Origin of the sequence: Fulvivirga maritima (assembly GCF_021389955.1) — a bacterium.
Lineage (GTDB): Bacteria > Bacteroidota > Bacteroidia > Cytophagales > Cyclobacteriaceae > Fulvivirga > Fulvivirga maritima.
The window spans coordinates 4,142,796-4,157,005 of the sequence record NZ_CP089980.1 but is presented as its reverse complement, the minus strand read 5'-3'; the positions used below and the strand labels follow the sequence as shown (position 1 = coordinate 4,157,005).

Genomic DNA, 14,210 nt, shown 5'->3' with positions numbered 1-14,210 from the left:
TCGTTCTATTAGACTAATCCTGTATTATAGGATCTTCTTCATCTTCACCACCTCCACCAGTATCATCGGCAAAGAATTGTGAACCATTGAACTCAGATAGCTGAGTGTCATTTTTTTGTATGGGTTTTACATCTTCACTTTCACAAGCTACTGCACATACAAATATTAAAACTATTACTGCTGCATTATTAAATAATCTAGGCATTTCCTACACTTTTTTTGGCTCTGCCAAGCTCTCATGAGCCTGGCAAGCCGGGTTAAACATGTTTTTCACATGTTCCCCATGGCAGGAGGAAAAGGATACAGTCGCAAATCAACACAGCGCCTCCAGGCCGTACTTATTTGCTTCTATATCAGGCATGACATGTAGACATAATGTTTTTCTATAAGCCCACTACCTAATACCTGGATTAAGTGATAAGCTCTTCATTATATCTGTGCTTACATAGACCTTTTAATTATCCGCGGGTAGGTCTAAATCAGGATGCATCCGTCCGGCGTCATAATACCATCAGGAACTTGATGAATCAAATGTAAGTAGGTTATTTTGGCACATAAGGCACAGTGCGGCACGTGCTATAAGTACTTTCAAAAAGAACTTATATCGCTGAATATGAGCAAATTGAAGAGAAATATTTTTTCAATAGCATTTAATGAAATGCTAGAATTACCGGAATGGAAATGCTTACCGAGGGGTTTGGGTGATGTCTGTTGGGTGAGGAGAATAGCAACGAGATAGGGAAAGGTAAATTAAGAAGGCTATTTTTATTTCAACATTATCTTTCTGAAGATTTGGTGCTTGTATTTTTGAAGAGAGTCTATTTTAAATTCTTTTGCTTTGGTTAATTCAGAATATGCCATATCAAACCGATATACCTTTTGTATAACAGATTTCAGTTTAATTTTAACAGGCTCATTGCCTCCTACATTTTCTAAAAGCTTTAAGTACAATTCCATCTCAGCATTTATCCTGTTCGTTTCATTGGTATAACAATGCCCCGCGGTTCTTGAATTGCAAAATGAATTATTAAACAGCCTCCATTCCTATTTAACTGAATAGTGATCAAAGGCCACCTTCCTTTCTATTGCAGGATCATAAACATATAGGCTTACAAGCCCTATAAATATTAAAATGATTGCTAATTTCTTCAATATTATTTTCACAAACACTGGTGATCATTGGATAGTACGTAGCCTAAGGCTAAGAACGGCAACGGGTTTTATACCCCCTACTCAAGATCTGAAAAATAAACCTTTATGTTATTATTAATCACAAACTGGCTATTCTTCATTTTTTGTTGCTCATCATGGTTATAAAGGCCTGTAAACTCAATTTTTTGAAGTTTTGGCCAGCTAGCACCTGAAATTAATGCCTTAGAGATTTTATAATCTTCATTACTATCATCGCATTCAAGATCAAGGAATGCCTCAGTTAATTCAGGGAAGAATGACTCCTGTAGGTGATTAAAGGTATCGTCATCAATACTACCTCCGTTGGTTCCTGTTATCGGGTCATCTATTAAAACAGATATATCTTTAAGATTGGCCAAAGTAACGGGCGACTGCAATGTAAAAGCTCCACCGAGCAATAACACCTCTAAATTCGGCATGCTTTTTAATATTTCTGTAACATCGCCCAGGTTTCCATACGAGCCGTGAGCATTATGGTAAAGCTCCCATACGCCTAATTGAAACACCTTTAAATCAGGGAATTTAGCAGAAGATAGAACCTTAGCTATATGCTCATAATTCAGCCCAGAGCCAAGGGCAAAAGAAGAATTACCTATGGACAATCTTTCTATTTGCTCCGGGTACTCTGATTTCACAAATTCATGGATAAGACTATGACCATCACTGCCTAAATAAAAATGGAAACCTTTGGTATGAGCAGGAATTTCATGCAGTGGCGTCCACCCAAACAATTCACTCTCTGGCACTCCAAAATAACAATCCTCTAAAGGCAAGTTCCAACTTCCTCCTCGCGTTTGAACGCAACGTTTCTCAATAGGTATTTTTAGTATTTCGTTTTGAAATGCCATGTTTTATTAGTTAGGATCAGTTTCGGCTACCTCTTCTCCCTTTAAAAAGTAATGAATGAGGTGAGTTACAAAACCACATTAATAAGACAAGGATCAATTATAAGACCATTAACCTTTGCCCCTTTAAGTTCAAATTTATGTTTTTAGTTACAGTTCAGCGTTGCTTACTCCAAAATCACCTTCTCATACTTAGGGTATTTCACGTCATAGCTTAATTTTAATTCTTTTTGCTCTTGTGGCTCCAGGTTAAGCTCCCAGGTCACTTCGCCTGTTTTTTCGTCTAGCTTTCCGCCTGAAAGGTTATTTTCCGTCACAGAAATATCGCTAATGACAGCTACAGGTATTTGATCAAAGAGGGTCAATTTAATGTTCTTCGATTTTTTATTCCTGGCAAAAATCTGGTACCCGCGGCTTTCAATCTTATTACTGCCAATGGTTCTTCGTTTAGAATACTCATCCACCTTTTCTCTTCCTATAACTATGCTTTTGTCTCTACCTAAAGAAATGTTTAGGGTATCTTCTAAAGAGCGGGCATCAAGAATGGATCGGCCTACATAAGCATCTTCAAAATACAGATTGGCTTCACCTTCAAGTAGATTATATTGATCCCAATTAATTATGCGCGCTATCAGAAAAGCATCTTTATCAAGCTTAGGCACGGCAAAATATTCATATATAGTTTCAATATTGAAGCTATTCAAATCTACCGATAGCTTTTCGCCATTAGACTTAACAGAGTAAGGCTCATCTACCTCAAACTCCACTGTGGTTTGGTTTTCTATGGTGGTAGTAGTTACACTCTTCGCCTTTTTCTCCAGACTGTTATTCCCACGGATAGATATACCTGCCACACGTCCTGGCAATGCTCTTTCGATGCCATAACCAGTTACCACTACCTCTTCTAAAGAAGATACATCGGCTTTCAACTTTACATTCATCCTTTCAGATGTAATTGGTAACACTGTTGGCGCATAGCCCACAAAGGATATTGACAAATGCGTAGCCCCATTAGGCAGGGTTAATGAGTAGTTGCCGTCTATATCTGAGATAGTACCTATATTCATTCCTTTTACTAAGATATTGGCTCCAGGAATCGGATCCCCACTTTCACTTAAAATCTTACCGGAAACATTTCGCACTGCGCTATTGATTCCTCCATTGGCTGATCTATTTCTAACAGTGTTTCGGGCATAATTGAGGTACCATGTTTCTAACTGGGGAGCCACACCACTTTGGTTAGGATCTCCATTTGATAGCTTAAGTTTTACATTCTCCCAGTTTACCCCTGTATTTTGATAAATATCTGCTTTATACTTTAGCTCTATTGGTTCCGCCACGCTTGTTACCCTCACGTCATATTTAGGATACCAACCGGTGTTCGAAACCAAATAAGTGATTTTAAAATCTCCTACACTCTTGCCTTTAGAATCTACTCTTATTTCTATTTCGCTGGTTGGCAGCTCATCTTTTCCTTCTACCCTATATATTTCTTGCTCTATTTGGCCTTTTTCTTTATTCAACTCCCTCATTTTAAGCCTGGTCTTAATCTCTTCTGATTTGATTGCGGTCAGCTCACGATCATAAAAATCAATGGCCTGTTTAATTTGAGTTAAAGATGCACCTGAATTTTCACCTCCCAGCTTTTTATTTTCATTAAGCAAGCTTTGCTGTTCTGCCAGTATCTGAAGCCTAGATTCGGCCATTGATATTTCAAACTCTAAAGATTCCACTTGCCCTTTCAGACTATCAATTTGCTTGTCCTTTTTCAGTCTGTTCAGATGGTTAAGCTTATGATTTACTGATAGTATGGTAAAATCACCTGTAGCCTTTACCTGCACACTTTTATTATCAATATGCGGAGAAAGAGACTTAACAACTAGAGTAGATTTGCCTGATGGAATCTCAAGCTTTCCTGTTCGGGTTACCAGCCCACCCTGAACATAAATGGTTACTTCATCAATCCGGGTTTTAAGTTCACGTTCGGTAAATGACTGTGAAAAAGCTTGATTAGACAGCAATAGCACTAATAGTATAACGTATTTCATGATCTTTTTTTTTAGTGAGATGCATGAAAACACCAAATTCCATAAAGGATTATAAATTTTTTAAGCTCATGATAAATCGCGCAACTAATAATCAACGCCTGACAATTCCAGTTATTTTAAGTAACTTTATACCTCCTAATAACAAAATAAAAATATAATACCATGAAGTGCGAAGCAGCTGATTTCAAACAAGAGCATAAGGAAGAAATGCGTGCCATACAAGACTCCATGTATGTGCTAAATGGAAAGTGGAAAATCCCCATTCTCACCTCTATCTGCTATTATACCAAAAGGCGATTTTCTGATATTTTAAATGATATTGATGGTATTTCTAATCGTATGCTGAGCAAAGAGCTAAAGGAATTGGAGCTCAATAAATTGATCAACCGCACCATAATGGATACGCAACCTATCACCGTGGTTTACACCCTAACTGATCATGGTAAAACATTACAAACCATTATCAATCACCTCACTGCCTGGGGCAAAGCGCATAAACAAAAGATTATGGAAAAGTGATTTCCGTCAAAGATTTGACAGCCTATTCCTCTATTAGTTAGCATTCTGGTCAGACAAAATCCATAACAAGGCCTTCTCTTTAGTAGCTCTAAAAATGGTATGATGCTTCTCACCTGGTTCATCTGAGTATTTCCAGGTTAGTTGTGCTGGGGCACTGTTTTCTAAGGATTTTTCTACACTTCTGGTGTACTCAAATATGCTTTCTGTATTAGAACCTGTAAACCATAATTTTATATCCTTTTCAGGAAAATCTGATAATAAGGCATCCGCATTTTTGGCTAAGAAATGGTTATTCCACCAAAGTGAAGGATCCATGGCAATATAAAAATCAAAGGTTTTGGGTTGGGTAAAAAAAGGTTTCCATAACAAAGAGTCCGGCCAGTGATTCTCCTATAATTCCTTTCTTATCAGATGTTCTATAGGTTTTGTTGATCATAGGCATTAGCTCCTCCACAATAAAACCTCTAAAATCTTTAGCTCCATCAGTGAGCGGGCAATACTGTGCGTCATCTTCAGCCTCTGAATAACCGGTTAAATCTCTTCCACGCTCTGTATTTTCAATACCTACCAAAATAACTGGTGGTATTTTTTTCTGAGCCAATAGCTGACCAAGAGTATTAGCAATATGAGGAAAATCCTCTTTTATGCCAACGTCTGGCATGTACAGCACCGGATAACTGTCTTTTGACTCATCATAATTGGGCGGGATCCAAATGTTAACTACCCTGTCTTCATTCACATATTTTGAGGTGATAGTTAAGCTATCATGCTTTGGAATAGGATCATTAATTGCCAGGTCTTGATTTTTAAAGCTAGCTGCTAAGGCGGCAATTATTAATAAGAAAATTAATTTTTTCATTAACTCAGGGTTGATCAATTAGTGAAGGTACGTCCTTATATAAGTATTAAAAGGTAGTTTACGAAACTAAAATCTACATCAATTAAGCATAACCTCTTATAATTAATCATTTTTTAATTATACCTCTAAGCCAATTTATATTACCTAAACATTTCCATAAAGCGCTTCTATCCTTCTCCATTAAATAGCTCTCAAACTCTTCAAAGCTCACCTGATCTATTTCTGTTCTTGGAGGATAGGTATGTCCTGCCAGGCCTAAATAAAGTGGAATGGGCTTACTGGCCTCCTTCCCTATTGGCTTCGCCTTTAACTCTACCAACTCTAATTTTTGCCTTTCTACAGCTATGCTGAAATCTTGCCACCCATATTCATAAACCGATTGGCATTTTTTACAAGTCCATTTCTCATTGGCATTTTCATTATTAAGATTACTCACACCTATATTAAAGTACTTTTTTGAAAGATTAATGAGCAATTCTGTATCATAGCAGTGAAAGGCATCACCTGTTTCAGTACAGTCAATCCCAATGAGCTGCTGAAATCTTGGGTACGCACATTGACATGCATTTTGGTTATACCGCTCTAAGGCCGCTACCAAAAGCTCAGAGGTCTTTTTGTGTATTACTGCAAATTCATTTTGATCCATTCCGCCACTTAAATATTAATCTGCCCAACTTTTCATCCATTCCAGATATTCCGTTTGATAATCATTATCGTTTAATTGAATAATAATATCCTCAACTTCCTTATTTTCAAACTCATAATCAGAAACGGTGAAAGTTAAAAACACCTCCTCACCTGTTATGTTTTTAAAGAAATTCTCTCCCTTAAGCTTTTTCAAAACATTAATACAAGTGCTAAAAAGGCTCTTTCTAAAACACAAAAGTTGCCTCATCTTCAAACCAGTTTTCACCCAACTCCGTTCTTAATTCTTTAGAAATATCATTAAACGCTTCATCTGCTCCCACCATTTCATATTTCCATTCAGCTGGCTCAAACTTATAAAACGCGAGATCTTCCTTTTCCTCGTCATCCAAATCTTCCAAAAAATCCTGGGTATTTGCAGAAGGACAAACAGTCATAGCCCCACCATCACTGTACAAGGCAAAACCATATATGCCTTCGTCTTGGTGCTGATCATATATTTCTATAAATGCCTTTTTAGTGGCAGCTTCTATTTTACGCTCTAATTCTTCAAAATTCATTGGTTAGATGGGTATGAGCTATTATTTGAATGTCATATGCTTATTTAATCCAAGTTTATTTTGATATTTTCAATTACTCAAATACCAGGTTCTGGTAACAACCACTTGGAATTAGGGGTATAAGTCAATCAATACAGTTATTATTTGATTACTATAGTTGCAAATCAAATTCTCTTACCTCACCGTAAATGGGACAATATAAATAAAGGTTACTTATTGGACCTGCAGTCTTTATTACAGTATATTTTGGACCTAAATATTTCAATTCAGCTCCTTCCTTATCTTCAGCTTCTATTAGTTGCAATAACTTACTATGAATCTTTTCATCAAATTCTTCAAATTGAATGTTAGGTTTGGATTTAAAAATATCATAGACTGCCTGTGATAATTTACCCGTACCTGTACCCATAGAAAAAAATGACAATGTACTGTCTTGCATCTTTAATTCGTTAAAGTCTTCCAAAGAAAGTGGGCTAACTTCTAAACCTTTATCATTTAAGTTTACAAACTTAAAATCAATTTCTGGCTCCTCTATCTCATTATGAATCGACAATACCACTTTATTATCAATAATATCTACAACCTTAAAATCATGATTATTTAAAGAGAATACTTTCCCTATATCATCAGGAGTAATTTCCACATAATCATAGCCTAAAATAAAATCTACCTGAAATGTTATTTCTCCTTTTACAGCCTTGGTTTGAATGTTAAGGTTTGTTGAGAAAGAAGCTGTTAAATTTTGCCAGTTGTGTGAATAATTTTCACCATTTATATACCTACTGGAAAATTCTGAGCCATAAAAAACAGAAGGCTGGGGATCAATAGTTACAATATTATTCATAGAATCCAATAAGTTGCTCTGTTCAACTTGAATCCGAAAAACTTCATCTATATTGAGTATGTCTCTGGGAAAGGTGGTAAATAGCCTAATACTAGTTCCAGAATATTTGCCTGTATTTAAACTAAGCTCTGAGTTATGAATTAATGTATCCGTGATAGTAACTAATTCCTTCTCTGAAAACCTTCTTTCTCTTTTCCATGGTAATTCATCTGCCTCCTTTGTTTTATAATACAACTTACTGTCATTAAATAAACTTGAACCAGCCCCATAAGAGATTTTCTTTATAAAATATAATTGTTTAATCAGAGTTGAGTCAACGTTCTGAGAAAATGCTCCCTGAAAAGAGAATATAAAAATTAACAAAAAAATACACTTTGATTTCATAGAAATATATTAATACAATTGATTCACATATAGCCATCTCTTTTAAAAAAAGATTCTTTATTATCTATCAACTACATACCCCATTATACTTGGAATAGAATAAGTAATTTCCATGACCGCTTTAACGCCAAATTATAAGAACAAATGCTCATCTATAAAACTAAGGCTTCTGTTTTCTTCTCCTATAAATTCTAAATCCAATTATTAAACCAAGCACAATTAAGATAAACGGCCAAATATTAGTTAACAGAACGAAAAACCAAACCAAGTTATCCCATCCATTCTTAAAACCATCACTAAATTTGCTTGAAAATTCAGTCTCATCAGGAATCGATTCATAAAAGGTCATTGATAAAGTAGAAAATGAAACCCTGTCTTGTAGGTATTTTAACCTGCCTTCTATTGATTCGATTTCAGACCTTAGCTGCCCTATTTGCTTCTCAATCTCCAAAATCTCAGTAACATTCTTTGCCTTCTTGAGTAAATCAACATAGCGCTGCTCAAGTTCTTTTTTAGTTTTTAATCTGGCTTGGATATCAAGAAACTCCTCTGTTACATCTTTTACATTTATTTCCTTACTTTCAAATTTCTCTACACCTTGGGTAGCCTCACTCAGTAAATCATCAAAACTGGCTGCTGGCACACGGATTACAACTGTATTACTCTTACGGCCTGGCAACTTATACTCCTGATCAGATGAGACATAACCTTTAAATTTATTTACTGCCTCAAATATTGTTTTTCTGGTAGCCTTTATGTTTTCAGTTTCAAATTCAATACGACCTTCCTTTATCAATTTTCTTTCAATCTTTTCAACTGATTTTTGTTCAGAAGTTGGCGCCACCATTTCATCTTCAGCCATTTCCAAATTGGCGCCACCATGCTTTTGTCCACATCCAAAAATTGACACTAATAGCACCAAGCTTATAAATTGAGGCAAATGTTTAATAATTATTTTATCCATATTAATTCAATGTAGTAGAACCTATCCCTTCAAATTTGCTGATAAATATATTAAAATCGTACCATTAGCGTCATATCCATTAAATTTTAGATGCTTTACTCTTTTCGGTATATAATCATTAGATACGTATATCGAAGCATTAAATGTCTCCCTTTAAAATTCTAATGATTTACACTTTTACTTATTTCTAGTGATTTTTTGAAGAAGCCGCTTCCCTAGCTTTGTTCCCTTATTCTACAATAAAGATCATAAATAGGCCTTTTTACTCATTACTAACCATAAATCCATCTATCTAAATGGGGATTTTTCGGATCAAATCCGCTTGCAGCATTGAAGTAAAATACGGTTTATTCAAGTAATAAAATGACACCATGAATTGTTGGCAGACGCTCAATATCCAAAAAACCAGCGACCAGAAAGCTATAAAAAAGACGTATGCTCGCCTGCTACCGCTACACCATCCTGAAAAAGACCGTGAAGGTTATCAGCAGCTGAGAATGGCTTTTAACGAAGCCTTAAAAATAGCTAAATCTCTTAGCGAAGTCTCTGAGCAATCCATAGACATGAGTCTGGTAAATACCTTTGAGCAACCGCAAGAGGTTCAGGTTGAATTTCATGAAGAGGCACCCAAAGAAACACATCCACTGGAGGATATGTATAAAGCTTACTTTAGAGATGTGTGGGATGACCATGAAAGCAAGGCTGATACTTTCTCGGATCAGGAGCTGGGCCAACTCCTCCAATATACCAGAGAACAAAAGGGTGATGATGCCGCACTCAATGCCTTTTTAATTCATGTTGACTATACACTTAGCAAGCAATCGGACGCCGGTTGGAAAGAAGTATTTGGGTCAATTCCTTTCGAAATGAGTATTCTAGACGATCGGCAGCTAAGCAAGTTGACCAGTATGCTCATGACTCGGGCGGATTTACCAAAGGAGTTTTGGGATATGTATTTTGAGAACTACCCGGCGGTGGATGTCAATTCCTGGGATATCTCCACTTTTAAAAGTAAGTATGAAGAATTAATTAAAAACCTAAGAGCGGCCTATAATTTCACTACAGATCCCCTGTTCAGGATCATCCAGACTGGCTTATCTGTTCTTCAAAACCGTAGAATCATCACTCATCAGCGGCAGATCTATTTTCATATTCTGGAAAAAAACTGGGCAGCTGCGCTTGCTTATGCTGATGAACTGCCAAAAAAGCATCCTGAGGTTTCTATCTATTACAGGGTAAAACTAACGCTGCTGGATAAACTCCAACAGCCAGAAAAAGCACTGGCTTTTGCTAACTCAATCTCATCAGAATTACTAAAACAGTCATGGGAATTAGAAAAATATAAAGCCGATTTGCTGGCGCGCACCGGACAGTATGAAGCGGCGCTTGACATCTATCAGCGTCTGTATGAAACGCATATGACCGATTCTGACCTCTATATGAGTATCATACATTGTTCTGTTCACTTGGGTAGCCACCTGTATTACAACCTGGATCTGGCAAAAACTTTCTCGGAGCAAAATCCTGCACACCTGGGCATTACTCACCTGATAAGAATTTGCGAAGAGCAAATCATTATTGATTACCTGCAAAGTAAAAATCGTCAGAGCTACTTAGAAGTGATGGATTCTGATGACCTGAAGCAGCTCATAGAAATTCTACTGAAAAACAACTTATTAGAGGAGACAGAACAGGTGCTAAAAGATGCTCCTGAATTAGAAGAAAAGGAAGCGTTTCAGCATCAATGGAAGGTATTGCAAGCCATACACCAAGAAAATGAAGAGGAGGCTATGAAGGCCATGGATCTGGCTTTTAGGTCTTCTGTTACTCTTGGAGAATTAAATAGCGTCTTTTTACGATTCTTTGAATACCTGGAACGCAGAGGTAAACACGAAGACATATATGCCTACACCTCTCTATTTCTCAGCTATCCCCTATCACCGGAAATCTTACTCTATTTCCTCAAGAACCTGGGGCGTACTGCCGAAAAGAATTACCTGATTCGTTCATGGCCACAGTTGTCAGTTTTGTTTGACAAAATGCATACACTGTTTCCCTACCATATTGCTCTTTACACTTCAGAAGCCAAATGTTTGGTAAAGCAAGAGCTTTTTAAAGAAGCCATAACTGTTTATAATAATTTACTAGACTCACCACTACGTACCAATGATGACGACATCATCGGGTTCATCGCTCAGATTTATGAGAATAACCTTAACGATCCTGATAAAGCGGCCATTTATTATAAAGGGATGTCTAATGAGCTACGAAGAGACATCAATATGGCCTATGCCAGGCACAACAATGGACAGTATGACGAAGCTCTGGAACTTTATCTTAAACACGTTGATAAATTTGAAGACAAATACTGGATCTATAGAGATATTGGTGCCTGCGCTTGCTCTGGGAAGAACTTTGAAGTAGCCATAGAGTATCTGGAAAAGGCTTTAGAAAAGGATTATCTTAAAAAGAACCAGTTAGATGTAAGAGAAATGCTTGCTGATATCTACAACAGTCAGGGCGAGCATCAAAAATGTTTTGAAACTCTTATACCGGTAGAGGAAGAGGTGACCGAGCAAAAACCACTGGCATTTCTAGGACTTTACTACCGACTGCTAGCCAAAGATCATCAAAAAGCAGCCCGCTTTTATTTTAAAATTTACCTAGCAAGCAACTATAACACCAGTGCTCCTGAAGGTAAATTCGTAGGCATGCAACTATTAGCCTACAGTGGCATGCTGTATGAAATGGGTGGCATCTGGAACGATGTAACTAATGCAGGCCGAATCGGTTTTATGTTCCTGGAAGGATATTCTAAACTAGAAAATGCTACGTTTGAACCCCGAGAACTCAAAAACATGGTAGCGCAAGCCAGCTTTTTGGAAGATGAACAAAATGCGGCATTTCTATTTCCATTTCTGCAAAACCATCCTGATCAGTCTGCCCCATTTTTAACCATGGAATTAAAGCAAGAATTTCCTATTCTTTATCATAAGTTATATGCCAACAGATAATTTTACGGGCTTGTATGCCCTCTCGTGTATGAAACAAAATATTCCTTCGGGAATATTGTTCAATTCTCAAAATGCAGATGAAACTGTCTTGGCAACGGCCAAAGATAAGCTCACTATTTTTTTAGAAAAGGATGCTAAACAATTACAGGAAGATCTCAGATACGCTTTACGCACATGGAGTGGAGAATTTGCGCATGACGAGCAGATTAATAAACTATTGTTTCTCTCGCTTTCTCAGCAGCAGCTATTACTTCAAAGCCTAACACTTCACTCTCCCGAATACCTGAAATCGAAGTTCATTATTGAGAACCTCAACTTGTTCAAAACCACCAGCCCAAAAGCTTTTGAAGCCGATGCTTTGGCTTTCCGAATACAGTGCGCTGTGGTCATTGATTACTTATCATTAGAAGAGGCTTTTAACATGTGGAGTGAAATAAAAAGAGATTTGAGCAATCACTATCAAAGCTGGAATGAATACGGCACCGGATATTATATAGGTCAGGGGCTTTGGCTGGCTCATAATAATTATGATTTGCAGCTACCGCTCAGTCAGACCCACTCAGCACTCACTGCGCTAAAGTTGCAAAAAAACTCTCCCTGGCAATTAAACATATGGAACGAAAAATGATCATCGGAATAGATTTAGGAACCACCAATAGCCTCGTGTCAGTCTGGATGCCAGATAATGGAATAGTGATGATACCCAATCGCTACGGAGATACATTAACTCCCTCAGTAGTAGGATTAGATGATACCGGACAGGTGATTGTCGGTAAATCAGCACGTGAGCGTTTGCTCACTCACCCAGATCAAACAGTGGCTTTGATTAAACGGCATATGGGTGAAGATGTCAGTTTTTTACTTGGAGAGGAAGTATACCGTCCCGAAGAACTTTCTGCTTATATCCTTAAGTCACTCAAGCAGGATGCAGAAACTTATTTAGGAGAGGAAGTCACGCAATGCATGATTAGCGTGCCGGCGTATTTTACCAATGTGCAACGACAGGCTACCCAGGCCGCAGCTAAAATTGCCGGTCTGGAAGTGGTTCGCCTCATCAATGAACCAACGGCTGCCGCTCTAGCTTACGGCATTCAGGAAGAAACGGACTGTCAGTACCTCGTGCTCGATCTGGGTGGTGGCACTTTTGATGTCACGCTGCTGGATTACTTTGAAACAGTGCTCAGTGTAAACTCTTCGAGTGGCGATAAAAAACTTGGTGGAGAGGATTTTACTCTGGCAATAGTAGACTATATCGTGCAGAATATACAGGTTGAAGAATCTAGCTTGTCGGCTAAAGACCGTATCAAAATCCGTAATGCAGCAGAATACCTCAAACATTCATTATCTGATCATGAAGAAGTAGAAACACGTATTCAATTAGAAGCGGGTGAGCAGAAAATCATGCTTTCGCGATTCACCTTCATGCGAATCAGTGAGGAACTCCTCAACAGAATTAAGAAAACGATCATCCGTACCATCAGAGATGCCGAAGTGAAACTTGATGAAATTGAAAAAGTGATACTGGTTGGAGGTTCTTCGCGTATAGCTATTTATAAGGATTTCATAAAATCACTACTTAAAAAAGAGCCCGAACTGAAAATCAATATCGATGAGTCAATTTGTGTGGGAGTTACTGTAGCCGTGGAGCTCAAAAATGAGAATCCAGCTTTTGGAGAAGTTATCTTAACCGATGTTGCTCCCCACTCTCTGGGAATAGAGATATCGAAAAGAACGAGTCATGGCTGGGCCAGTGGCGTGTTTTCTTCCATCATTGATCGTAATAGCTTTGTGCCTTGCTCTTTTGAAAAATCATACAGTACCATTGAACCCTATCAGCCATCTATACAGTTCGATATTTACCAGGGTGAAAGCCTTGAGGTAAAACAAAACCTTAAAATCGGGTCGCTCACTATACCGCTAACGCCTAAGCAAGAGACTCAATCCGCTACAGTGCGCTTCACATATGATATTAATGGCGTATTACTGGTAGATATCCAGTCTGATGAAACCGGGCATTCTGTACAAAGTGTTCTTATCCAAAACGAGTCGATGATGAAGGATCTGGATGTAACCCGTTCGATTAGTAAGTTACAAGAGATCAAAAAAGAAAATCCTTTTGAAAGCACCAACGAACACCTTCTGGCTTGGGCCTCTCGCCTGTATCAGGAAGTTCCTTCTCATTATGCTTATTCCATTGAAAATGCTATTATGGAGTTCAAGGCCATCCTGGAAAACGGCAGTTTGCCACTCAAGAAAAAAGCTCAACGTCAGCTAAAAGATTTCTTACAACAAATGGAACAGCACACTATTGATGTTCTATCCTAAAACTATCTTTAT

The 14,210-nt window shown here is 37.7% G+C and carries 14 protein-coding genes; 4 read left to right on the top strand and 10 right to left on the bottom strand.

Translation table 11 applies throughout. The features are described from left to right. Window positions 1-13: 13 nt before the first annotated feature. The 3 genes from LVD15_RS17680 to LVD15_RS17670 all read right to left on the bottom strand — a co-directional run bounded on the left by LVD15_RS17680 (window position 14) and on the right by LVD15_RS17670 (window position 4,084). On the bottom strand, window positions 14-205 hold the full coding sequence (locus LVD15_RS17680; protein ID WP_233776544.1) for a hypothetical protein: 192 nt from the start codon (window positions 203-205) through the stop codon (window positions 14-16). Window positions 206-1,229: 1,024 nt separating this feature from the next. After that, window positions 1,230-2,039, bottom strand: coding sequence for a hypothetical protein (locus tag LVD15_RS17675; RefSeq protein WP_233776543.1), 810 nt, complete (start codon window positions 2,037-2,039; stop codon window positions 1,230-1,232). A gap of 164 nt (window positions 2,040-2,203) precedes the next feature. Further along, window positions 2,204-4,084 carry a mucoidy inhibitor MuiA family protein gene (locus LVD15_RS17670; RefSeq protein ID WP_233776542.1) on the bottom strand — a complete coding sequence of 627 codons (1,881 nt, stop codon included), beginning with the start codon at window positions 4,082-4,084 and terminating at the stop codon, window positions 2,204-2,206. Between the two features lie 162 nt (window positions 4,085-4,246). On the opposite strand from LVD15_RS17670, the gene LVD15_RS17665 reads away from it, so the two are divergent. Further along, entirely contained in the window at window positions 4,247-4,603 is a 357-nt protein-coding gene (locus LVD15_RS17665; protein ID WP_233776541.1) for a winged helix-turn-helix transcriptional regulator, read from the top strand. A gap of 33 nt (window positions 4,604-4,636) precedes the next feature. On the opposite strand, the gene LVD15_RS17660 is transcribed toward LVD15_RS17665, so the two are convergent. From LVD15_RS17660 to LVD15_RS17635, 7 genes are all read right to left on the bottom strand, one after another. Beyond that, window positions 4,637-4,918, bottom strand: a complete 282-nt coding sequence (locus tag LVD15_RS17660) for an alpha/beta hydrolase (RefSeq protein ID WP_233776540.1) — start codon at window positions 4,916-4,918, stop codon at window positions 4,637-4,639. Window positions 4,919-4,931: 13 nt separating this feature from the next. Next, the gene (locus LVD15_RS17655; protein ID WP_233776539.1) at window positions 4,932-5,462 is read right to left on the bottom strand and encodes an alpha/beta hydrolase; all 531 of its coding nucleotides are present in this window, start codon (window positions 5,460-5,462) and stop codon (window positions 4,932-4,934) included. A 106-nt stretch (window positions 5,463-5,568) separates the two neighbouring features. Further along, window positions 5,569-6,108, bottom strand: coding sequence for a hypothetical protein (locus LVD15_RS17650; protein WP_233776538.1), 540 nt, complete (start codon window positions 6,106-6,108; stop codon window positions 5,569-5,571). Between the two features lie 15 nt (window positions 6,109-6,123). After that, window positions 6,124-6,303 (bottom strand): hypothetical protein, encoded by a 180-nt coding sequence (locus tag LVD15_RS26905; RefSeq protein ID WP_255763294.1) that lies wholly within the window; start codon window positions 6,301-6,303, stop codon window positions 6,124-6,126. A 31-nt stretch (window positions 6,304-6,334) separates the two neighbouring features. Further along, window positions 6,335-6,667 carry a DUF4303 domain-containing protein gene (locus tag LVD15_RS26900; protein ID WP_255763293.1) on the bottom strand — a complete coding sequence of 111 codons (333 nt, stop codon included), beginning with the start codon at window positions 6,665-6,667 and terminating at the stop codon, window positions 6,335-6,337. A 151-nt stretch (window positions 6,668-6,818) separates the two neighbouring features. After that, complete coding sequence (locus LVD15_RS17640) at window positions 6,819-7,895, bottom strand: hypothetical protein (protein ID WP_233776537.1); 1,077 nt, start codon at window positions 7,893-7,895, stop codon at window positions 6,819-6,821. 160 nt (window positions 7,896-8,055) lie between these two features. Beyond that, window positions 8,056-8,859, bottom strand: a complete 804-nt coding sequence (locus tag LVD15_RS17635; RefSeq protein WP_233776536.1) for a DUF4349 domain-containing protein — start codon at window positions 8,857-8,859, stop codon at window positions 8,056-8,058. A 371-nt stretch (window positions 8,860-9,230) separates the two neighbouring features. On the opposite strand from LVD15_RS17635, the gene LVD15_RS17630 reads away from it, so the two are divergent. From LVD15_RS17630 to LVD15_RS17620, 3 genes are read left to right on the top strand one after another with little or no spacing between them, the layout of a single operon-like run. Next, a complete protein-coding gene (locus tag LVD15_RS17630; protein ID WP_233776535.1) occupies window positions 9,231-11,873 on the top strand; it encodes a hypothetical protein in 2,643 nt (880 codons plus the stop codon). Between the two features lie 28 nt (window positions 11,874-11,901). Then, window positions 11,902-12,501 carry a DUF1266 domain-containing protein gene (locus LVD15_RS17625; protein WP_233776534.1) on the top strand — a complete coding sequence of 200 codons (600 nt, stop codon included), beginning with the start codon at window positions 11,902-11,904 and terminating at the stop codon, window positions 12,499-12,501. Next, window positions 12,486-14,198 (top strand): Hsp70 family protein, encoded by a 1,713-nt coding sequence (locus tag LVD15_RS17620; RefSeq protein ID WP_370687373.1) that lies wholly within the window; start codon window positions 12,486-12,488, stop codon window positions 14,196-14,198. The genes LVD15_RS17625 and LVD15_RS17620 overlap by 16 nt, the downstream gene beginning before the upstream one ends. Window positions 14,199-14,210: the final 12 nt, after the last annotated feature.

Bases quoted from the DNA above. Each gene is read 5' to 3' on its own strand.
- LVD15_RS17680 (WP_233776544.1), bottom strand. From the start codon at position 205: ATGCCTAGATTATTTAATAATGCAGCAGTAATAGTTTTAATATTTGTA.
- LVD15_RS17675 (WP_233776543.1), bottom strand. From the start codon at position 2,039: ATGGCATTTCAAAACGAAATACTAAAAATACCTATTGAGAAACGTTGC.
- LVD15_RS17670 (WP_233776542.1), bottom strand. From the start codon at position 4,084: ATGAAATACGTTATACTATTAGTGCTATTGCTGTCTAATCAAGCTTTT.
- LVD15_RS17665 (WP_233776541.1), top strand. From the start codon at position 4,247: ATGAAGTGCGAAGCAGCTGATTTCAAACAAGAGCATAAGGAAGAAATG.
- LVD15_RS17660 (WP_233776540.1), bottom strand. From the start codon at position 4,918: ATGGATCCTTCACTTTGGTGGAATAACCATTTCTTAGCCAAAAATGCG.
- LVD15_RS17655 (WP_233776539.1), bottom strand. From the start codon at position 5,462: ATGAAAAAATTAATTTTCTTATTAATAATTGCCGCCTTAGCAGCTAGC.
- LVD15_RS17650 (WP_233776538.1), bottom strand. From the start codon at position 6,108: ATGGATCAAAATGAATTTGCAGTAATACACAAAAAGACCTCTGAGCTT.
- LVD15_RS26900 (WP_255763293.1), bottom strand. From the start codon at position 6,667: ATGAATTTTGAAGAATTAGAGCGTAAAATAGAAGCTGCCACTAAAAAG.
- LVD15_RS17640 (WP_233776537.1), bottom strand. From the start codon at position 7,895: ATGAAATCAAAGTGTATTTTTTTGTTAATTTTTATATTCTCTTTTCAG.
- LVD15_RS17635 (WP_233776536.1), bottom strand. From the start codon at position 8,859: ATGGATAAAATAATTATTAAACATTTGCCTCAATTTATAAGCTTGGTG.
- LVD15_RS17630 (WP_233776535.1), top strand. From the start codon at position 9,231: ATGAATTGTTGGCAGACGCTCAATATCCAAAAAACCAGCGACCAGAAA.
- LVD15_RS17625 (WP_233776534.1), top strand. From the start codon at position 11,902: ATGAAACAAAATATTCCTTCGGGAATATTGTTCAATTCTCAAAATGCA.
- LVD15_RS17620 (WP_370687373.1), top strand. From the start codon at position 12,486: ATGGAACGAAAAATGATCATCGGAATAGATTTAGGAACCACCAATAGC.